The sequence below is a fragment of the Variovorax paradoxus genome (assembly GCF_000834655.1).
GTDB lineage: Bacteria > Pseudomonadota > Gammaproteobacteria > Burkholderiales > Burkholderiaceae_C > Variovorax > Variovorax paradoxus_F.
Map to the genome: position 1 here is coordinate 211,288 of NZ_JXQQ01000119.1, position 20,234 is coordinate 231,521.

The following is a 20,234-nucleotide window of genomic DNA, read 5'->3' on the forward strand; positions in this document are numbered from 1 at the left end:
AAATTGCGCGCTCCTGTATTCACGTCGGACGAACGGAAGCGGGATCGACACCTTCGCATCGATCCAGTTGTAATTTTGTGTTTCAGAAATTCAGGGCAGGTAGCCGCAGAAGCGCAGCACATGGCCATCGGGCTCCCGGATCGCGAATTCGCGCAGGCCCCAGGGCTGGGAGACCGGCGGCTCGATCACCGTCACGCCGCGCTTGACGTAGGCGGCGTGCAGGCCGTCGATGTCCTTGCCCACGTGAATGACGATCTCGCCGCGCCAGGGCGGCGCGCCGCGGGTGCTGCATTGCCACAGGCGCAGGTACACCGGGTCGCCGTGGCTGCCGTCGCCCTTTTTCACCCGCGCATAGCTGGGCGGTTCGCCGGCGATGAAATCGAGCTCGAAGCCCAGCACGTCGCGAAACCAGCGCGCGGCGCGCGTGACGTCCGACACCGGCAGCACCGGCTGCACGCCGTGGAATTCGTGCAGGGTGCCCAGGTCGGGCGCCGCGCCGCCCACGCCACCCACGCCGCTTGCACCGGCCTTGGCGGTCATCCGTTGGCCGTTCGGCGCAAGGCGGCCACGCGCTCGGCGATGGCGTCGATGTCCAGGGCGTCCTCGGCGTTGGTGAGGTAGACCTCCAGGTCGCGCACCGCGAGCGTCGTGTTGCCCTGTTCCGCGTGCGCGATGCCGCGGTCGCGGTATTCGCCCCAGGCGCTGGGCAGGAGCGCGATGAGGCGGTCCTGCACGGCGATGGCGCGCTGCCAGTCTTCCTGCGCGCGGTGCACTTCCTTGAGGTTGCGCAGCATGCGGCTGATGATCTCGCGCGAGCTGGCCGGCTGCAGGTACAGGCCCAGCGGCACGTCGAAATCGCCGACCAGCCCATTGCTGCGCTTGTAGGGCTCCAGCCGCTCGCCGAGCTCTTCGCGCGAGAGCGACTTGCCGGTGAACGGATCGATCACCACCTGCCCCTTGGGCAGCGTGACCTTGAGCATGAAGTGCCCCGGAAAACCGATGCCACGCGCCTGCAGGCCCAGGCCCTGTGCCAGCTCCATCCAAAGCACCGCCAGCGAAATCGGGATGCCGCGGCGGGTGCGCAGCACGGCATTCAGGTAGCTGTTGTCGGGGTCGTAGTAGTCGTTGACGTTGCCGCCGAAGTTCAGGTCGTTGAAGAAGAACTGGTTCAGCGCGCGCAGCCGGGCGAGCGGTGCGGCATCGGCCGGCAGGCGCCGCTTCAGGCGGGCCAGGAGCTGGTCGACGTCGCCGAGCACCTGCTGGACGTCCAGCTCGGGGTACTCGTCCTGCGCCAGGCTGGCGGCGGCCTCGAGGAGCGGGAAATGATCATCGCTGCGGACGAGCGACTCGAAATATTCCAGAGCGGTCGGGACCTGAAATGTGAACGTCATGTGTCTTTGTAGAGGAGCATCCGGGGAGCGTCAAGGCGGGACACACGCGTATTGCCAAGCGGCCGAACGACCGGACGAAGGCTCACCGGCGCATGAAACTGCGCAGCCGCACCCCGACCGCCGCCAGGATGGCGAAATAGATCAGCGCGGCGCCCGCGACGAGCGCGGCCAGGAGACCGATGCGGTGCAGGGGCTGCGCGCGCAGGCCGATCCAGTCGAAATAGCGCGCGCCCCACACCAGGAAGGCCGCCAGCACCAGCGTACCGGCCAGCACCTGCAGCGTGAACTTGCCCCAGCCGGGCTCGGGGACGTAGCTGCCGCGCCGCACGAGCCCCACCAGCAGCCAGGTCGCATTGACCAGCGCGCCGATGGCGATGGTGAGCGTCAGCGCCGCATGCTGCAGCACCGGCACCAGGAAGAAATTGAGCACCTGGGTGAAGACGAGCACGCCCACGGCAATCAGCATCGGCGTGCGCGTGTCCTGCTTGGCGTAGTAGCCGGGCGCGAGGATCTTGATGGCCACGATCCCCACGAGACCGACACCGTAGCCCATCAGCGCCAGGGTGGTGTGCTTGACGTCCTCGTCGCCGAAGGCGCCGTTGTGAAAGAGCACGGCGACCAGCGGCTGCGCGAACAGCAGCAGCGCGATGGCGCACGGCGCCGAGAGCAGCACCACGAGGCGCAGGCCCCAGTCGAGCAGCGCGGAATAGCGGGCGTCGTCCTTGGCGGCGCGGGCGCTGGACAGCTGCGGCATCAGCACCACGCCCAGCGCCACGCCGAGCATCGCGGTGGGAAATTCCATCAGCCGGTCGGCGTTGACCACCCAGGTCACGCTGCCGGTCGCCAGGTGCGAGGCGATCTGCGTGTTGATGAGCAGCGAGATCTGTGCGACGCTCACGCCCAGCAGGGCGGGGAGCATCAGCTTCATCACCTTGCGGGTGGTCGGGTCGGTCCAAGCGGCGCGTAGCGCCTTGAAGCTCGCACCGATCCGCGGCATCAGGCCGAGGGCGCGCAACGCCGGTATCTGCAGGGCGAGCTGCAGCACGCCGCCGACCAGCACGCCCACGCACTGCGCGTAGATCGGCTCGATGCCGTAGCGCCGGAACAGCGGCGCGCCGACCACGATGGAGAAGATCAGCGCCAGATTCAACAGCACCGGCGACGCCGCCGGCACCGCGAACTTGCGCCAGGTGTTGAGAATGCCGCCCGCCAGCGCCACCAGCGACATGAAGCCGATGTAGGGGAACATCCAGCGCGTCATGACGATGGCCGCGTCGAAGCCCTTCAGGCCGCTGGCCATCGCCCAGACCAGGAGCGGCGCGCCGACCACGCCGGCCACGCACAGCACCAGGAGGGTCCAGGTCAGCAGCGTGGCGACGTGGTCGATCAGTTCCTTGGCGCCCTCCTCGCCGCCTTCGGTCTTGCGCGCGGCCAGCACCGGCACGAAGGCCTGGCTGAAGGCGCCTTCGCCGAAAACGCGACGGAACAGGTTGGGGATGCGGAAGGCGACGTTGAAGGCATCGGTGAGCGCGCTGACGCCGAACACCGAGGCAAAGAGCACGTCGCGCACGAGCCCCGTGATGCGCGAGGCGAGGGTCAGGAGGGAAACGGTGGAAGCGGATTTGAGCAGGGACACGGGGGCGAGTGTAGGGCCCCGAAAGTGCCCGAAATGGCCCGATTCGGAGGAAAAGCCGACCCGGCCTATAATGGAGGGCTTTGCTGCATCATCCTCAGACACCTAAGGAACTAAATCATGGCATCCGCCAAGCCCAAGAAAAAGAACCCGCGCCTCGCCTCCGGCCGTAAGCGCGTCCGCCAGGACACCAAGCTCAACGCTGCGAACACCTCGCTGCGCTCCAAATACCGTACCGCGGTCAAGAACGTCGAAAAGGCTGTTCTGGCTGGCGACAAGACCAAGGCAAGCGAACTGTTCGCGAAGGCCCAGAGCATCGTCGACACCGTCGCCGACAAGGGCATCTTCCACAAGAACAAGGCAGCCCGCGACAAGAGCCGCCTGTCGGCCAAGGTCAAGGCCCTCGCCCTCGCGCCTGAAAAGGCCGCCGCCTGACACCTGTCAGGCAAGCCCGGACCGGAATCCTCCAGTCCGCCGTTTGATCGGGGTGCGCTGCAGCAAAGTGTAAAAAACCGCCTTCGGGCGGTTTTTTCATGGGCGCTCGGTTGGTACCGAGCGTGTCCTGCCGAGTCAGTCGGCCTTGGGAGGCTCGACGGGAATCACCGGTGCGACGGGGTCCGAGCGCACCACGGCGGCCACCGGCGTTTGAGCGGCCTTCGGCACGGCCGGTGCGGGCGCTGCCGGACAGATCTCGGAGACCTGAAGATCGTTGTCCTTCGCGAAGTTAACGCAGAAGTCCCAGGCCATCGGCTCGGCATCGCGCAGGTCGCGGTTGACGATCACGCACTTGATACCGTTGATGGTGGTCGGCTCGCACCAGGGCGAATAGCTCAGGTAGCTGCCCGGAAAGGCGCCGCCGGGCCGGAATGAGCTCATGACGCCCGCCAGCCGCTCAGCCCAGTCGCTGGGGCGGAAGGTCCGGCCATCTCGGGTGATGCCCTGGATGAATATCTCTTTGGCGGTGGGGGAAATCATCGTTGAATGAGGCGACCGGAGCAGGTGCTGCGGTGCAGCAACGGATTCTATCCGGGGCACTTTTTGCATCCTGAACGGGGGCATTGCTGTAATGCGAAATCCTCAACGAAGCCGTCAAATCGCACGCCTAGAATCCGCGTTCCCTATCTGGAGAACCCAATGAGCGCTACCGCCCAACCCACCTCGCCCCACGTCATGAACACCTACGGTCGCCTGCCGATCGCACTGTCGCATGGCCAAGGCTGCCGAGTCTGGGACACCGCGGGCAAGGCCTACATCGACGGCCTGGGCGGCATTGCCGTCAACACGCTGGGCCACAACCATCCCGAGCTGGTGCCCGCGCTGCAGGACCAGCTGACCAAGCTGATCCACAGCTCCAACTATTACCACGTGCCCGGCCAGGAGCAACTCGCCGCCAAGCTGACCGAGCTGTCGGGCCTCACCAACGCCTTCTTCTGCTGCACCGGCCTCGAAGCCAACGAAGCGGCCTTGAAGCTGGCGCGCAAGTTCGGCCACGACAAGGGCATCGAGCGCCCCGAGATCGTCGTCTACGAAGCCGCCTTCCACGGCCGCAGCATCGCCACCCTGTCGGCAACCGGCAACCCCAAGGTGCAGGCCGGCTTCGGCCCGCTGGTCGAGGGCTTCATCCGCGTGCCGCTGAACGATATCGAGGCGCTCAAGAAAGCCACCGAAGGCAACCCCAACGTGGTCGCCGTGTTCTTCGAGACCATTCAGGGCGAAGGCGGCATCCACCCGATGCGCTGGGAGTACCTCAAGCAGGTGCGCGCCCTCTGCGACGAGCGCGACTGGCTCATGATGATCGACGAGGTGCAGTGCGGCATGGGCCGCACCGGCAAGTGGTTCGCGCACCAGTGGGCTGGCATCAAGCCCGACGTGATGCCGCTGGCCAAGGGCCTGGGTTCAGGCGTGCCGATCGGCGCCGTGGTCGCTGGCCCCAAGGCCGCCAACATCTTCGGCCCGGGCAACCACGGCACCACCTTCGGCGGCAACCCGCTCGCGATGCGTGCCGGCGTCGAGACCATCCGCATCATGGAAGAGCACAAGCTCCTTGAGAACGCCGCCACCGTGGGCGCGCACCTCAAGGCCGCGCTGGAGCGCGAAATCGGTGGGCTGCCCGGCGTGAAGGAAATCCGCGGCCAGGGCCTGATGCTGGGCATCGAGCTCGACCGTCCCTGCGGCGTGATCCTGAACCGCGCCTGCGACGCCGGCCTGCTGCTGAGCGTGACCGCCGACAAGGTGATCCGCCTCGTGCCGCCGCTCATCCTGAGCATTGCCGAGGCCGACGAGATCGTTGCGATCCTCGCGCCGATCGTCAAAAACTTCCTGTCGGAGCCTGCCGCGCAATGACGACCGTCTCGACACCGCCGGCCATTCGCCACTACCTGCAGTTCGCCGACCTCACCGCCGACGAGTACGTCTACCTCTTCGATCGCATGGCGATCATCAAGAAGAAGTTCAAGACGTACGAAAAGCACCAGCCGCTGGTCGACCGCACGCTGGCCATGATCTTCGAGAAGGCCAGCACGCGCACCCGCGTGAGCTTCGAGGCGGGCATGTACCAGCTGGGCGGCAGCGTGGTGCACCTGACCACCGGCGACAGCCAGCTCGGCCGCGCCGAGCCCATCGAGGACAGCGCCAAGGTCATCAGCCGCATGGTCGACCTCGTCATGATCCGCACGTTCGAGCAGACCAAGATCGACACCTTCGCCGCGCACTCGCGCGTGCCCGTCATCAACGGCCTCACGAACGAGTTCCACCCCTGCCAGATCCTCGCGGACATCTTCACGTACATCGAGCACCGCGGATCGATCCAGGGCAAGACGGTGGCCTGGGTGGGCGACGGCAACAACATGGCCAACACCTGGCTGCAGGCGGCCGAAATCTTGGGCTTCACGGTGCACGTGAGCACGCCCAGCGGCTACGAGGTCGACCAGTCGGTCGCGGGCATCCGCTCGGGCGACAGCTACAAGGTCTTCAAGGACCCGATGGAAGCCTGCCGCGGGGCCGACCTCGTGACCACCGACGTCTGGACCAGCATGGGCTACGAAGCCGAGAACGAGGCGCGCCGCAAGGCCTTCGCCGATTGGTGCGTCGACGAAGACATGATGCGCATCGCCCAGCCCGGCGCTCTTTTCATGCATTGCCTCCCCGCGCATCGCGGCGAGGAAGTGCAGGCCGAGGTCATCGACGGGCCGCAGTCGGTCGTGTGGGACGAAGCCGAGAACCGCCTTCACGCACAAAAAGCGCTGATGGAGTTCTTGCTGCTCGGCAAGCTCTGAGCTTCTGAAGAAAAGGCGCGGCAGCGTGTCCCATTGCCAGCAATGCGGCGCCTGCTGCGCCAGCTATCGCGTCGACTTCAGCGTGCATGAGCTCGACGACAACGGCGGCCGCGTGCCCTCGGGTCTTGCGGTCGAGGTGAACGACGCCCTCTGCCGCATGCGCGGCACCGACCACACGCCGATGCGCTGCGCGGCGCTCACCGGAAAGATCGGCCACTCGGTGGCCTGCGGCATCTACGAATGGCGCCCCAACCCATGCCATGAGTTGCAGTCCGGCAGCGACGCCTGCGAGCGGGCGCGCGCCCGGCACGGGCTGCCCGCGCTCTAGGGCTGGATTCCCAAGCCACATCATCTGGTCACGCCGTGTGTTGGAAATAACCGACACCACGACCCCTCGCCCGGCGCTAACTTCGCGCCATGCGTTCTCAGCAACCCCCATCCCGCATCTGGGATATTTCCCCCCCGGTGCATGAAGGCGCGCCGGTGTTCCCCGGCGACACGCCCTACCAGCAGCGCTGGGCCGCCACCATTTCGCCGGAGTGCCCGGTTAACGTCAGCGAGATCAAGCTCTCGCCGCACATCGGTGCGCATGCCGACGCGCCCCTTCATTACGACCCCGAGGGCCAGACCATCGGCCACGTCGATCTCGCGCCCTTCCTCGGCCCGTGCCGGGTGATCCATGCCATCGCCAAGGGACCGCTCATCGAGTGGGAGCACATCGCCCATGCGGTCACGAGCGACCTGCCGCAGCGCGTGCTGGTGCGCACCTATGCCACCATGCCTGTCGGCCACTGGGACCCGCAACTTGCGGCCTATGCACCCGCCACCGTCGAGCGCCTGGCCGCGATGGGCGTGAAGCTCATCGGCATCGACACCGCCAGCATCGACCCGGCCGACAGCAAGACGCTGGAGAGCCACCAACGCATCCGCCGCCTCGATCTGCGCGTGCTCGAGAACCTCGTGCTCGACGACGTGCCCGAGGGCGACTACGAACTCATCGCGCTGCCGCTCAAGCTGGTGAGCGCCGATGCCTCCCCCGTTCGCGCCGTGTTGCGCGAACTTCCCCGCTGAAACCTCCCATCATGACGACCCTTGCAGACTGCCGCGCGCTCGACGCGCAAGACCCGCTGCGCGCCCTGCGCGACCAATTCACCATTCCTGCCGACGTTCTCTACCTCGACGGCAACTCGCTCGGCGTTTGCCCCAAGGCGGCCCCCGCCCGCATCGCCGAAGTGGTGACCAAGGAATGGGGCGAAGGCCTCATCCGCTCGTGGAACACCGCGAGCTGGTTCGATCTGCCGCAGCGCCTGGGCGACAAGGTGGCCCGGCTCATCGGCGCGGCGCCCGGCGAAGTGGTGTGCACCGACAGCACCTCGGTCAACCTCTACAAGGTGCTTTTTGCCGCCCTCTCGCAGCAAAAGGACAGCGGCCGCAAGCTGGTGGTGAGCGAGCGCAGCAACTTCCCCACTGACCTCTACATTGCCGAATCGCTCTGCCGCGAGCGCGGCTTCACGCTCAAGCTGATCGAGGCAAACGAACTTCCCGCGGTGCTGACCGACGAAGTGGCCGTGCTGATGCTCACGCACGTCAACTACCGCACCGGCGCGATGCACGACATGAAGGCCGTCACCGCCGCCGCGCACGCCGCAGGCGCGCTCACGGTGTGGGACCTCGCGCACAGCGCGGGCGCCGTGCCGGTGGCGCTGAACGACAGCAACGCCGACTATGCGATCGGCTGCGGCTACAAGTACCTGAACGGCGGCCCCGGCGCGCCGGCCTTCGCATGGGTCAACACGCGGCACGCGGGCCGGTTCGAGCAACCGCTCTCGGGCTGGTGGGGCCACGCGGCGCCCTTCGAATTCACGCCTCACTACCGGCCTGCGCCGGGCGTCGGCCGCTACCTCTGCGGCACGCAGCCGATCATCGCGCTGGCAGGCCTGGAGTGCGGGCTCGACACGGTGCTCGCCGCCGAAGCCTTCAACGACGGCCAGGGCGCGATGGCCGCGTTGCGCACCAAGTCGCTCGCGCTCACCGACATGTTCATCGCGCTGGTCGAAGAGCGCTGCGCGGGCCAGGGCCTCGCGCTCGTCACCCCGCGGGACCACGCGCAGCGCGGCTCGCAGGTGTGCCTCAGCCGCGACGAGGGCGCCTACGCCATCGTGCAGGCGCTGATCGCACGCGGCGTGATCGGCGACTACCGCGCCGGCGATGCGCAGATGCCCGACATCCTGCGCTTCGGCTTCACGCCGCTGTACATCGGCTTCGAGGACGTGTGGAACTCGGTCGAACACCTCGTGCAGGTGCTCGAATCGGGCGAGTGGAAGCGTGCCGAATTCAATCGCAAGAACGCAGTGACCTGAGCAGCGCCCCGCCATGAAACACCGACTGACCGCATTCATCGCTTCGCTCCTGCTGGCGGCCGCGCCCGCCTTCGCGCAGCAACCGAGCTTCACTCTGCCGCAGCTCAAGGCCTTCGCCGCGATGACGCCCGATGCCTTCCGGCAGGAAATCAAGCGCCAGGGCTTCTCGTACAGGGACAAGACCGTGACCGAGGAGGTCAGCATGATCGAATACGACAAGTTCGTCGACGACGAGACGACGAACCTCATGAAGTCCACCTACGTGGAAAGCCGCGCCGGCGAGAACAGCATCCAGCTCTCGACGACCGACAAGGCCGCCTTCGAAGGGCTCGTCAAGGAGGCGCGCGCCGCGGGCTACGCGCCGGCCGAGAAGGGACGCATCCCGGGTGGAGAGACCTACCAGGAGTTCAAGCGCAAGAGCGAAGGCAAGGGCGAGGTCGTGCGCTTCGTCTATCCGAAGAAGGAGTCCGGCATGGGCCGCGTTTCATACACCGCCGTGGTCTGGCGATGAGCGGCAGGCAGACATCATGAGCACCGACAAATCCCCCGAGAACATCGTCCACGAAGAAAAGGCGCAACTGGACTTCAGCAAGTCCATGAGCTACGGCGACTACCTGCACCTGGACGAAATCCTCAACGCCCAGCACCCGCTCTCGCCCGCGCACGACGAGATGCTGTTCATCGTGCAGCACCAGACCAGCGAGCTCTGGATGAAGCTCATGCTGCACGAGCTGCGCGCCGCCACCAGTTGCATCGCCGGCGAAAAACTCGCCGATGCCTTCAAGATGCTCGCGCGCGTGAGCCGCATCATGGAACAGCTGGTGAGCGCATGGACCGTGCTCTCGACCATGACGCCGCCCGAGTACACGGCGATGCGCCCGTACCTGGCGAACTCCAGCGGCTTCCAGAGCGCGCAATACCGCTGCATCGAGTTCGCGCTCGGCAACAAGAACGCCGCGATGCTCAAGCCGCATGCGCACCGCGCCGACCTGCTCGCACAGGTCGAAGAGGCCTACCGCTCGCCATCGCTCTACGACGAGTCGTTGCGCCTCCTCGCACGCCACGGCCTGCCGGTGCCGGCCGACCGGCTGGAGCGCGACTGGACGCAGCCCTACGAATCGAGCGACGGCGTCGAGGCCGCATGGCTCACGGTCTACCGCAATCCGCACGACCACTGGGACCTGTACCAGCTCGGCGAAAAGCTCACCGACCTCGAAGACGCCTTCCGCCTCTGGCGTTTTCGCCATGTGACCACGGTCGAACGCGTGATCGGCTTCAAGCGCGGCACCGGCGGCACGGGCGGCGTGAGCTACCTGCGCAAGATGCTGGACGTGGTGCTGTTCCCCGAGATCTGGAAGCTGCGCACCGACCTCTGAGCGGTGCATGCCGCGTGCAACAATCGCCGCGGCACCGGACCTTCAAGACTCGACAAGGCGGGCGATTCGTCGCTTTCCTTGTGCTGCGGGGCACCCCCGCGGTCGATGGATGGGTATGCATTTCGGCGCGCGAGCGGGACTGCGCTATCGCGCAGCGCAGCTGGCGCATCACCGGCTGGTTGAAGGGCCGGTTGCCACCTTCGTTCCACTTCACCGCCTTCATGACGCGCGAACCGAGCTACAGGGAATGGATTGCACGCGGCCTCGCGCACGCTCTGCTGGCCGATGCAAGGCAGCCCGGCGGCACTTCGCCGGATGCATTGCGTGCACGAGCCGAAGCGGCACTCGGCGCCGATCCACCGTGGCTCAAACTGCTCGCCGATGAACTCGGCAAGCGATCGCGCGCGACATGGGAGCGCACCGACCTCCAGGGCCTGGCCAAGGCAATCCTCGACACACAGGCGCTGGAACTGGCTTTCGAACAGGGTGAGCTGCCGCGAATCCGCCGGCTTGTCCTGCGGCCCGTGGAGATGCTGCCGCGCCCGATGGGCCTCGACCACTTCGCCTTGCCCCGCCTGGCCACGCTGGCCGATCTCGCGCAGTGGCTCGAACTCGAACCCGACCGCCTCGCGTGGCTCACGGACGCATCGCAGGCCTTCCGCACCCCCGATGCATCGCGCCCGCGCCCTGCATCGCACTACCGCTACCAAATGCAGCCCAAGCGCCTGGGCGGCCTGCGGCTGCTCGAGATTCCGAAGGCGGACCTCAAGCGCATCCAGCGCCGGATCCTCGACGATTTGCTGCAGCGGGTGCCCGTGCACGAGGCGGCGCATGGCTTCGTGCAGGAGCGTTCGGTTTCGAGCCATGCAGCCGCGCACGTCGGCAAGGAAGTGGTGATCGGCTTCGACCTGCGCGACTTCTTTCCCAGCGTTCGCGCTTCGCGCGTGCATGCGCTGTGGCGCACGCTTGGTTATCCCGAAGGCGTGGCGCGCGCGCTCACCGCGCTGTGCACGCACCGCACATCGGCGGCCGTCATCGAGCGTCTTCGGGACGACGGCGGGCTCGACTGGATGGGCGCCAAGCGCCTCGCGGAACCGCACCTGCCGCAGGGCTCGCCCTGCTCGCCGGCGCTGGCGAACCTCTGCGCCTTCCGACTCGACCTGCGGCTCGAAGGGCTGGCGTGGGTCTTCGGCGCCACCTACACGCGCTATGCCGACGACCTCGTGTTCTCGGGACCCGCGACGCTCCGCGGGCAATTCACGGCGCTGCGCGCCTGGGTCGATGGCATCGCCGCCGACGAGGGCTTCGCGCTCCATCCGCGCAAGGTGCGCTGCATGCCGCAGCACCGCCAGCAGCGCGTGACGGGCGTGGTCGTGAACGAGAAGGCGAACACGCCGCGCGCCGACTTCGATCGCCTCAAGGCCGTGCTGCATCAGTGCGTGCTGAACGGGCCCTCGAGCCAGAACCACGCGAAGGTGACCGACTTTCGCGGCCACCTGCTGGGCCACATCGCGTGGATCGGCCAGTTCAACCCGGCGCGAAAGGCGAGGCTGATGCGCCTCTTCGAACGCATCGAATGGCCGGCGGTCCCGACGCCGGGCTGAACCGTCGAACGTAGTGCTTGCCAGGCCCACGCAAAGCGCTACATTTTTGGCAACAACGAAGGAGGCGACTGCCATGCACAACATCCGGTTCTCACCCGAGGAGATCTCCACCTTGCGGGCACACGGCGTCGTGCTGTTCGCGGATCGCGTGATCTTCGATGCGCAGCCGCCGATGCAGGCGCAGCAACTTGCAGCCGTGCAGGCGCTCTGCGCCGGACCGATTCCCGAGGCACTCGTGGCGCTGTGGCAGGAGACGGCGGGCGGGCGCCTCGACTACGACCTGGCGCTGCCGATGAACGGCAACATCGAGAGTGTGAGCTGGTCGGAGATCTTCTGGGACGGCAGCGACGGCTACCGCGACCTTCAGGGCTGGATCGCGCATGAGCAGGAGCTGGCCGAAGACGCCGCCGCAGAAAACGGCACGCCCTGGAGCGGCAAGCTCACCCACCTGCCCTTCGGCGGCTTCGAGTACCTCGACCGCATCTACACCGTGGTCGAGCCCGGCGAGGCCTACGGCCGGGTCATCGCGTGGAAGCAGGGCCTGCCGCCGGCCTGGACGCACGCACTGCACGAAGACTCCCTGAGCACCGTCGCACCCGACCTGCACGGCGCCTTCGCCGCGCTGCGCCTGAACGAAGACCCGCTGGCTCCCACGAGCGACTATTTCTCGGGCCAAGCCCTGCTGCAGTACCTGGACGATCGCCACCAGGACCACGGGCTGGACCTCGACCTGATGGACAAGCTGGTCACCTTCTATTGCCGCGCCGTGGTCGACTGGCGCACGCCGCTCGCGGACGGCACGCTGCGCCATCAGCCGGCGCTCGCGCGCGCCGCGCTGCACCATGCGATCGCGACCGACGACGCGCCGCTGGTGGCCGAGTTGGCCGCCTCGGGCGTGAGCTTCGACGGGCCCCAGCAAGGCAGCGCCCTCGCGACCGACGTCGCGCTGGGCCAGAGCGCCTTCGCAGCGACTGCGGCGCTGGTACGCGCAGGCGCGCCGGTGGCAGCCGATGCCCTGCGCAACATCGATGGCCAGATCGGGCCCGAACTCACGAGCGCGCTGCTGGCCAATGGCGCGGAGCCGAGCGTGGCCGCGATCGTGAAGTGCGCGGCCTGTGGCGCGCCTGCGAGCGCGCACCTGATCGCCGATGCCTGCACGGAATCCGGCATCGATGTGCCGCCAGCCTTCGTTGCCGAACGCGATGCGATGCTCGCGGAACTGGAAACGACGCTCGTGAAAGTGCGCGATGGCTCGCTCGGTCATTACCTCGGGCCGGAAGGGCTGGCGGAACGCATCGAGCACCTGCAGGCCTTCAGGCTCTGAGGGTCGAAGGCTCAACCGCCGTACAACCAGGGCTGGTCGAGCAAGCGCGCGCCGAGCGTGCGCATCGCAAGGTCGCGCCCCACGCGCAGGGCGCCGGTCGCATGGAAGACCTCGCCGTTGCGCCGCGCGCGCGCCTGCACCTGCGCATTGCGCTGCCAGCGCGCCTCGGCGTAGCGCGCGAAGGCCGCAGGCACCTCGGCCGCGCTGCCGTCGCCCAGCGCATCGGCCAGCGCGACCGCATCCTCGATCGCCATGCCGGCGCCCTGCGCAAGGTACGGCACCATCGGGTGCGCCGCGTCGCCCACCAGCGCGACGCGCTCGTGTGCCATGTCGGCGGCAGAGGTCAGCGGCGCGCGATCGCTGAGCGACCAGGCGCGCCAGCCGGGCATCGCTTCGAGCAACGACTGCAGGCCACCGCCGCTGCGGCCCGTGGCCTGTTGCAGGGCCGCGATGCTGCTGGACTGGTCCCAGTCGCGCGCATCGCCGGCCGGAGCGGATTCGGCGATCACCACGACGTTGAGCCAGTCGCCGCCGCGCACCGGGTACGCCACGGCATGCAGATGCGGGCCCAGCCACACGTCGACCTGCTGGCGCCGCAACGCTGTCGGCAAGTCGGACTGCAGGGCCAATGCGCGCCAGGCCGTGTGGCCGGTCACGCGCGGCGGCTCCGCAGCCGAGGGGGTGTCGAGTTGCCGTCGCACCAGGCTCCAGAGGCCGTCGGCGCCCACGAGCGCTTCGCCCTCCCAGGCGCGGGCATCGGTGCTCGAGACGCACACGAGGTCATCGCTGGTCTCGACCTGTCTGATCTGCGCCGCGGTCACCAGCGTGCCGGTGCCCCGCGCGCGCACCGCATCGAGGAGCAGCGCATGCAGGTCGGCACGGTGTACGCAGAAATAAGGGGCGCCGTAGCGCTGCTGCATCGAATCGCCCAGCGGCAGACGACCCAGCACGGCATCGCTGCCGCAGCTGCGGACCACCAGCGCGTCGGGGCGCGCCGCGATCTTCGAGAGGCCCGGCCCGAGATCCAGTTGCTGGAGGCGCCGCGTCACGTTGGGACCGAGCTGCACGCCGGCGCCGATTTCGCCGAAGACCGCCGCCTGCTCGAAGACATCGGCGCGATGCCGGCCCCGCGAAAGCGCCAGCGCCGTGGCCAGCCCCCCGATGCCGCCCCCGGCGACGAGGATGTGCGTGGGCATCGACTCAGCGATTGTTCGAGAGGGCCTTGTCGGCTTGCGTGGCGTGGGTGTTGCCGGGTTTCTTGGGAGCGCAACTGCCGCAGGTGTCGCAGGAGCCGCAACCCGAGGTCTTGGCGAGCGAGGCGGCCAGCTGGTTGGCGCGTTCCTGATCAACGAGGCCGGCGCGCTGCGTGCCGGCTGCCAGCTTGTGGGCCGCGCTGCGCCGCCAGCCTGCGGGCATCCAGCGCCAGACCGCGTAGAACGCGGCCGCTGCGACGATCAATCCGACGATCAGTTGTTGCGTCATTTCTTCTTCAAACCTTTCAGCGTCAGGAACGGTTTTAACCCGCGCCCAGTGCCACTGCAACGTGGTAGGTGATGAAGCACGCGGCATAGGCGAGCGCGAACAGGTAGCCCGCCATGATCCACACGTACTTCCACGAAGCCGTCTCGCGCTTCACGGCAGCCAGCGTCGAGATGCATTGCGGCGCGAACACATACCAGACCAGGAGCGACAGCGCCGTCGCCAGCGACCAGCTGCCGGCGATGAGCGGCTCCAGCGCGCCCGCCACGTCGTCGCCGGTGGCCGAGAGCGCATACACCGTGCCCAGCGCGCCCACCGCGACTTCGCGTGCCGCCATGCCGGGCACCAGCGCGATCGAGATCTGCCAGTTGAAGCCGATGGGCGCGAAGATGACCTCGAGCCCGCGGCCGATCATGCCGGCCAGGCTGTACTGGATGGCCGGGCCGGTAGCGCCTTCGGGCGGCGACGGGAAGGTCGAGAGGAACCACAGCAGGATCGTGAGCGTGAGGATGATCGTGCCCACGCGCTGGATGAAGATCCACGCCCGCTCGTAGAGGCCCAGCGCCAGGTTGCGCAGGTTCGGCCAGCGGTAGGCGGGCAGCTCCATCAGGAGCGGCGAATGCTGCGCGTTGTCGCGAAAGCGCTTCATCACCCAGGCCACGGCCATCGCCGAGACGATGCCGAACACGTACAGCGCGAACAGCACCACCCCCTGCAGGTTGAAGACGCCGCCCACGGTGCGCGCCGGAATGAAGGCCGCGATCAGCAGCGCATACACCGGCAGGCGCGCCGAACAGGTCATGAGCGGCGCGATCATGATCGTGGTGATGCGGTCGCGCCAGTTGCTGATGGTGCGCGTGGCCATCACGCCCGGAATGGCGCAGGCGAAGCTGGAGAGCAGCGGAATGAACGAGCGCCCCGACAGGCCCACGGTGCCCATCACGCGGTCGAGCAGGAAGGCCGCGCGCGGCAGGTAGCCCGAGTCCTCGAGCGCGAGGATGAACAGGAACAGGATCAGGATCTGCGGCAGGAACACGATCACGCCGCCCACGCCCGCGATCACGCCGTCGACCAGGAGGCTCTGCAGCATGCCCTCGGGCATGACGGTCTTGATGAGGCCGCCGAGCGCCTCGGTGCCGGCCTTGATGGCGTCCATCGGCACGTTGGCCCAGCTGAACACGGCCTGGAACATCAGGAACATCGTGACGGCCAGCACCACCATGCCCCAGAGCGGATGCATCACCACGCGGTCGATGCGGTCGCTGGTGGCGAGGCTGCCGACCGGCTCCTTCACTGCAAGGCCGAGGATGCGGCGCACCTCGCGTTGCGTGGCGAGCACGTCGTCCAGGCCCGGCGCCTGCCAGGGCTGCGGCGCGGCGGCAGCGACCGGGGCATCGAGCGCCTCGAGCAGGTTCTTCGCGCCGCCGGTGTGGACGCCGACCGTCTCGATCACCGGCACGCCGAGTTCGCGCGAGAGCACGGCGGTGTCTACCGCGATGCCCTGCTTCCTGGCCATGTCGGTCATGTTGAGCGCCACCACCATCGGCAGGCCCAGCTTGCGGGCCTCGAGCACAAGGCGCAGGTTCAGGCGCAGGTTGGTGGCGTCGGTCACGCACACGAGCAGGTCGGGCAGCGCCTCGTTGCTCTGGCCGGTGACGATGTCGCGGGTGACGGCCTCGTCGGCGCTGAGCGCATTCAGGCTGTAGGCCCCCGGCAGGTCGAGCACGAAGACGCGGCGGCCCGAGGGCGTGCGCAGCGTGCCCTCCTTGCGCTCGACGGTCACGCCGGCGTAGTTGGCGACCTTCTGGCGGCTGCCGGTCAGGAGGTTGAAAAGCGCGGTCTTGCCGCAGTTGGGGTTGCCCAGCAGCGCGATGCGCCCCGGCTGGGCAGTGGGGGCGAAACCGCCGGGGCCCTGGATGACGGCTTCAGCCATGGTTGGCGGCTCCCGGTGTGACGTGGATCAGCGCGGCCTCGTGGCGGCGCAGCGCGAAGGTGGTGTGGCCCAGCCGCACGGCGATGGGCTCGCGCCCCGGCACGCCGCTGGCGACGATGCGCACCGCCTCGCCCGGAACGAAGCCGATTTCGGTCAGGCGCAGCACGAGCTCGCGGTCCTCCGCGGCCTCGGGGCGGGCCACGTCGAGCACGGTGGCCCATTGGTTGTTCGGAAGCTGGTCGAGGCGCAGGGCGACGGCGGTGGAGGCCGGCGCGGTGCCGAAATCGTTGGTTCGCACGGTGGGGCGGCGTCCGGGATGTCCGGTCGCACCTGTAAGCAAAACCTAGATGCTATCAATTCTCAATTGGATTCACCTGACTAAAGCCCTATGACCACGCGGATTGGCACCCTCGCGGCCCATTCAGGCCAAGGCCAGTTCGACGATGCGCGCCGACACCGCATCGCCATCGACGATGAGCTCGGCGACGGCGATTGGCAATTTGAATCGGCGCGGGCCGGCGCTGCCCGGGTTGACGTAGAGCACGCCGCCCCGCTCCTCGACCTTCGGCTTGTGCGAATGTCCCGAGACCACGACGCGCACGCCGGCCGCGGCGGGATCGATGTCCATCCGAGAGAGATCGTGGATCGCGAAGACCAGCACGCCGCCGACCTTCAGGAATTCCGTCTCGCGAATGCCATCGGCCCAAGGCTCGCGGTCGTTGTTGCCCCGCACGACCGTGAGCGGTGCGATGGCCGCGAGCGCCTCAAGGATGCCGGCATCGCCGATGTCTCCGCCATGCACGATGAAATCGCTGCCTTGCAGGGCAGCCACGGCCTGCAGGCGCAGCAGGCCGTGGGTGTCGGAGATGAGCCCGACGCGGATCAAGCGATCAGGCCGCGAGCAGTTGCCGCAGCACGAACGGCAGGATGCCGCCGTGCTTGTAGTAGTCCACCTCGATCGGGGTGTCGATGCGAAGGCGCACCGTCACCTCCTGGTGCGTGCCGTCAGGGCGGTGCACGACCAGCTTCACGTCCATCTGCGGCTTGAGTTCGCCGCCGATCACCACGTCGATCTTCTCGTCGCCCGTGAGCCCCAGCGTCTGCCACGAATCGGCGCCGCGGAACTGCAGCGGCAGCACGCCCATGCCCACCAGGTTGGCGCGGTGGATGCGCTCGAAGCTGCGCGCCACGACGGCCTTGATGCCCAGGAGCTGCGTGCCCTTGGCGGCCCAGTCGCGCGAGGAGCCCGTGCCGTATTCCTCGCCGCCGAACACCACCGTGGGGGTGCCCTCTTCCATGTACTTCATGGCGGCGTCGTAGATGAACATCTTCTGGTTGCCCGGCTGGAACAGCGTGACGCCGCCCTCTTCCTGCGTGCCGTTGGCGTCCGGCGGAATCATCAGGTTCTTGATGCGCACGTTGGCGAAGGTGCCGCGCATCATCACGTCGTGGTTGCCGCGGCGCGAACCGTAGCTGTTGAAGTCGGCCTTGGGCACGCCGTGCGCCTTCAGCCAGATGCCTGCGGGCGAGCTTTCCTTGATCGAGCCGGCCGGCGAGATGTGGTCGGTGGTGATCGAGTCGCCGAAGAGCGCCATGATCCGCGCGCTCTTGAAGCCCGCGTCGGTGGCGTGCGGCTTCATCTTGAAGCCCTCGAAGAACGGCGGCTCGGCGATGTAGGTCGACTTGGGCCAGTCGTACACCTGGCCGTCGGTGCCCTTGATGCTGCTCCAGAACTTGCCCGGATCGGTCTTGACCTTGTCGTAGTTCGCGCGGAACGACTTGGCGTTCATCGCAAAGCGCAGGTTCTGGTCGATTTCCTTCGGCGTCGGCCAGATGTCGCCCAGGTACACGTCCTTGCCGTTCTTGCCCTTGCCCACGGGCTCGGTCATGAGGTCGGTCATCACGTTGCCCGCGATCGCGAAGGCCACCACCAGCGGCGGCGAGGCCAGGAAGTTGGCCTTCAGGTTCGGATGGATGCGCGCCTCGAAATTGCGGTTGCCCGAGAGCACGGCCGCGCCGATCAGGTCGTTCTTGGTGATGGCTTCGTTGATCTCGGGCGTGAGGTCGCCCGCGTTGCCGATGCAGGTGGTGCAGCCGTAGCCCGCGAGGTAGAAGCCCAGCTTCTCCAGGTACGGCAGGAGGCCCGCGTTCTCCAGGTATTCGGTGACGATGCGCGAGCCCGGGGCGAGCGAGGTCTTGATGTGCGGCTTGACCGTGAGGCCCGCCTCCACCGCCTTCTTGGCCAGGAGGCCGGCCGCGAGCATCACGCTCGGGTTGGAGGTGTTGGTGCACGACGTGATGGCGGCGATCAGCACGTCGCCGTTGCCGATCGTGACCTGGCCCTTGGGCGCCGGAGGCGCAGTCGCGCTCGTGTGCGCCGCGGCCTTGGTCGAACGGTTGGCGACCATCTCCACCAGCTCGCGCGGCGACCCCGCGGGCGGCGCGGCGGCCTCGTCGTCATTGCCCTGCGCGGCGGTGACCAACGGATAGCGCTGCTTGAGCTTCTCGGCCGGCTGGTTGAAGCCGTTGGCGTCGTTGGGCTTGCTGTAGAGCTCGGAGAACTTGGTGGCCAGGTGGCCCAGGTCGATGCGGTCCTGCGGGCGCTTGGGGCCGGCCAGGCTCGGCGACACGGTGCCCAGGTCGAGCTTGACGATCTTGGTGTAGTCGATGTCGCCCGGCGCGGGCATGCCGAAGAGGCCCTGCGCCTTGTAGTAGGCCTCGAACCGTTCGACCTCCTCCTTGGTGCGGCCGGTGCCTTCGAAGTACGCCACGGTCATTTCGTCGACCGGGAAGAAGCCCATCGTCGCGCCGTACTCGGGCGCCATGTTGCCGATGGTCGCGCGGTCGGGCACGGCGATCGATGCGGCGCCCGGGCCGAAGAATTCGACGAACTTGCCCACCACTTTTTCGGTACGCAGGATGGCGGTGACGTACAGCACCAAGTCGGTTGCCGTCACGCCTTCGCGCAGCTTGCCGGTGAGCTCGAAGCCCACCACGTCGGGCGTGAGCATGTAGACCGGCTGGCCCAGCATCGCGGCCTCGGCCTCGATGCCACCCACGCCCCAGCCGACCACGCCGATGCCGTTGATCATGGTCGTGTGGCTGTCGGTGCCCACCAGCGAGTCGGGGTAGTAGGTGGGCGTGTCGGCCTTGTCGTGCGGGCTCTTGTAGACGCCGCGCGCAAAGTACTCGAGGTTGACCTGGTGCACGATGCCGAAGCCCGGCGGCACGACACGGAAGGTGTCGAAGGCCTGCATGCCCCACTTCATGAACTGGTAGCGCTCGTTGTTGCGCTGGAACTCCAGCTTCATGTTGAGGTCCAGCGCCTTGGGGGTGCCGTAGTAGTCGACCATCACCGAGTGGTCGACCACCAGGTCCACCGGCACCAGCGGCTCGATGGTCTTGGGCGACTTGTTCAGCTTGGCGGCCACGCTGCGCATGGCGGCCAGGTCGGCCAGGAGCGGCACGCCGGTGAAGTCCTGCAGCACCACGCGGGTGACGACGAACGGAATCTCGTCGGTGCGCTCCGCATTGGGTGCCCAGTGGGCCAGCTCTTCGACATGCTTGGGCGAGACCTTCTGGCCATCGCAATTGCGCAGTACCGACTCGAGCACGATGCGGATCGACACGGGCAGCCGGTCGATGGTGGGATATTGCTTGGCCAGCTCCTTCAGGGACCAGTATTTGCCGGACTTGCCCGATGCGGTCTTGAAGGTCTTGAGAGTGGACGCAAAGGCGTGAGCCGGTGCTTTGGCCATAGAGGAACTCCTGTTTGTTCGTGGAAGCTCCTCAAGGATAGCGGGGATCAATGTCAATTGTTGTAGTCGGTCTTCCCCCTCAAGCTCTTCCCGCGCGAGGC

General features: G+C 67.5%; 20 protein-coding genes. 10 read left to right on the forward strand and 10 right to left on the reverse strand.

Annotation, left to right across the window (positions count from 1 at the left end):
- Nucleotides 1–90: 90 nt before the first annotated feature.
- From RT97_RS30210 to murJ, 3 genes are all read right to left on the reverse strand, one after another.
- The gene (locus tag RT97_RS30210) at nucleotides 91–540 is read right to left on the reverse strand and encodes a bleomycin resistance protein (RefSeq protein WP_042582538.1); all 450 of its coding nucleotides are present in this window, start codon (nucleotides 538–540) and stop codon (nucleotides 91–93) included.
- Nucleotides 537–1,391 (reverse strand): SirB1 family protein, encoded by an 855-nt coding sequence (locus RT97_RS30215; RefSeq protein WP_042582539.1) that lies wholly within the window; start codon nucleotides 1,389–1,391, stop codon nucleotides 537–539. The genes RT97_RS30210 and RT97_RS30215 overlap by 4 nt, the downstream gene beginning before the upstream one ends.
- Nucleotides 1,392–1,473: 82 nt before the next feature.
- Complete coding sequence (gene murJ / locus RT97_RS30220; RefSeq protein ID WP_042582540.1) at nucleotides 1,474–3,027, reverse strand: murein biosynthesis integral membrane protein MurJ; 1,554 nt, start codon at nucleotides 3,025–3,027, stop codon at nucleotides 1,474–1,476.
- Nucleotides 3,028–3,144: 117 nt separating this feature from the next.
- Between murJ and rpsT the strand changes: the two genes are divergently transcribed.
- Nucleotides 3,145–3,459, forward strand: a complete 315-nt coding sequence (gene rpsT, locus RT97_RS30225) for a 30S ribosomal protein S20 (RefSeq protein ID WP_007831346.1) — start codon at nucleotides 3,145–3,147, stop codon at nucleotides 3,457–3,459.
- Nucleotides 3,460–3,594: 135 nt separating this feature from the next.
- Here rpsT and RT97_RS30230 read toward each other — a convergent pair whose 3' ends face one another.
- Complete coding sequence (locus tag RT97_RS30230; protein WP_042582541.1) at nucleotides 3,595–3,999, reverse strand: DUF3579 domain-containing protein; 405 nt, start codon at nucleotides 3,997–3,999, stop codon at nucleotides 3,595–3,597.
- 159 nt (nucleotides 4,000–4,158) lie between these two features.
- Here RT97_RS30230 and RT97_RS30235 point away from each other — a divergent pair, with 159 nt between their 5' ends.
- The 9 genes from RT97_RS30235 to RT97_RS30275 all read left to right on the forward strand — a co-directional run bounded on the left by RT97_RS30235 (nucleotide 4,159) and on the right by RT97_RS30275 (nucleotide 12,963).
- Nucleotides 4,159–5,367, forward strand: coding sequence for an aspartate aminotransferase family protein (locus tag RT97_RS30235; protein WP_042582542.1), 1,209 nt, complete (start codon nucleotides 4,159–4,161; stop codon nucleotides 5,365–5,367).
- Nucleotides 5,364–6,299 (forward strand): ornithine carbamoyltransferase, encoded by a 936-nt coding sequence (gene argF / locus RT97_RS30240; protein WP_042582543.1) that lies wholly within the window; start codon nucleotides 5,364–5,366, stop codon nucleotides 6,297–6,299. The genes RT97_RS30235 and argF overlap by 4 nt, the downstream gene beginning before the upstream one ends.
- Before the next feature lie 25 nt (nucleotides 6,300–6,324).
- A complete protein-coding gene (locus tag RT97_RS30245) occupies nucleotides 6,325–6,627 on the forward strand; it encodes a YkgJ family cysteine cluster protein (RefSeq protein ID WP_042582544.1) in 303 nt (100 codons plus the stop codon).
- Between the two features lie 89 nt (nucleotides 6,628–6,716).
- Nucleotides 6,717–7,370: an arylformamidase gene (gene kynB, locus RT97_RS30250; RefSeq protein WP_042582545.1), complete on the forward strand. Its 654-nt coding sequence runs from the start codon at nucleotides 6,717–6,719 to the stop codon at nucleotides 7,368–7,370.
- Between the two features lie 11 nt (nucleotides 7,371–7,381).
- Nucleotides 7,382–8,659, forward strand: coding sequence for a kynureninase (gene kynU, locus RT97_RS30255; protein WP_042582546.1), 1,278 nt, complete (start codon nucleotides 7,382–7,384; stop codon nucleotides 8,657–8,659).
- Nucleotides 8,660–8,672: 13 nt separating this feature from the next.
- On the forward strand, nucleotides 8,673–9,170 hold the full coding sequence (locus RT97_RS30260) for a hypothetical protein (protein WP_042582547.1): 498 nt from the start codon (nucleotides 8,673–8,675) through the stop codon (nucleotides 9,168–9,170).
- Between the two features lie 16 nt (nucleotides 9,171–9,186).
- Nucleotides 9,187–10,035, forward strand: coding sequence for a tryptophan 2,3-dioxygenase (gene kynA / locus RT97_RS30265; protein WP_042582548.1), 849 nt, complete (start codon nucleotides 9,187–9,189; stop codon nucleotides 10,033–10,035).
- Nucleotides 10,036–10,115: 80 nt separating this feature from the next.
- Nucleotides 10,116–11,639 (forward strand): reverse transcriptase family protein, encoded by a 1,524-nt coding sequence (locus RT97_RS30270; protein ID WP_052810795.1) that lies wholly within the window; start codon nucleotides 10,116–10,118, stop codon nucleotides 11,637–11,639.
- A 73-nt stretch (nucleotides 11,640–11,712) separates the two neighbouring features.
- Nucleotides 11,713–12,963 (forward strand): hypothetical protein, encoded by a 1,251-nt coding sequence (locus RT97_RS30275; protein WP_042582549.1) that lies wholly within the window; start codon nucleotides 11,713–11,715, stop codon nucleotides 12,961–12,963.
- An 11-nt stretch (nucleotides 12,964–12,974) separates the two neighbouring features.
- Here the strand turns inward: RT97_RS30275 and RT97_RS30280 are convergent, their stop codons facing one another.
- From RT97_RS30280 to RT97_RS30305, 6 genes are all read right to left on the reverse strand, one after another.
- Complete coding sequence (locus RT97_RS30280) at nucleotides 12,975–14,159, reverse strand: FAD-dependent monooxygenase (protein ID WP_042582550.1); 1,185 nt, start codon at nucleotides 14,157–14,159, stop codon at nucleotides 12,975–12,977.
- Nucleotides 14,160–14,163: 4 nt separating this feature from the next.
- On the reverse strand, nucleotides 14,164–14,445 hold the full coding sequence (locus RT97_RS30285; RefSeq protein ID WP_042582551.1) for a DUF6587 family protein: 282 nt from the start codon (nucleotides 14,443–14,445) through the stop codon (nucleotides 14,164–14,166).
- Between the two features lie 34 nt (nucleotides 14,446–14,479).
- Nucleotides 14,480–16,375: a ferrous iron transporter B gene (gene feoB / locus RT97_RS30290; RefSeq protein WP_042582552.1), complete on the reverse strand. Its 1,896-nt coding sequence runs from the start codon at nucleotides 16,373–16,375 to the stop codon at nucleotides 14,480–14,482.
- Entirely contained in the window at nucleotides 16,368–16,673 is a 306-nt protein-coding gene (locus RT97_RS30295; protein ID WP_042582553.1) for a FeoA family protein, read from the reverse strand. The genes feoB and RT97_RS30295 overlap by 8 nt, the downstream gene beginning before the upstream one ends.
- 123 nt (nucleotides 16,674–16,796) lie before the next feature.
- Nucleotides 16,797–17,261, reverse strand: a complete 465-nt coding sequence (locus tag RT97_RS30300; RefSeq protein ID WP_042582554.1) for a metallophosphoesterase family protein — start codon at nucleotides 17,259–17,261, stop codon at nucleotides 16,797–16,799.
- Between the two features lie 4 nt (nucleotides 17,262–17,265).
- Nucleotides 17,266–20,133: an aconitate hydratase gene (locus tag RT97_RS30305; protein WP_042582555.1), complete on the reverse strand. Its 2,868-nt coding sequence runs from the start codon at nucleotides 20,131–20,133 to the stop codon at nucleotides 17,266–17,268.
- Nucleotides 20,134–20,234 lie beyond the last annotated feature (101 nt).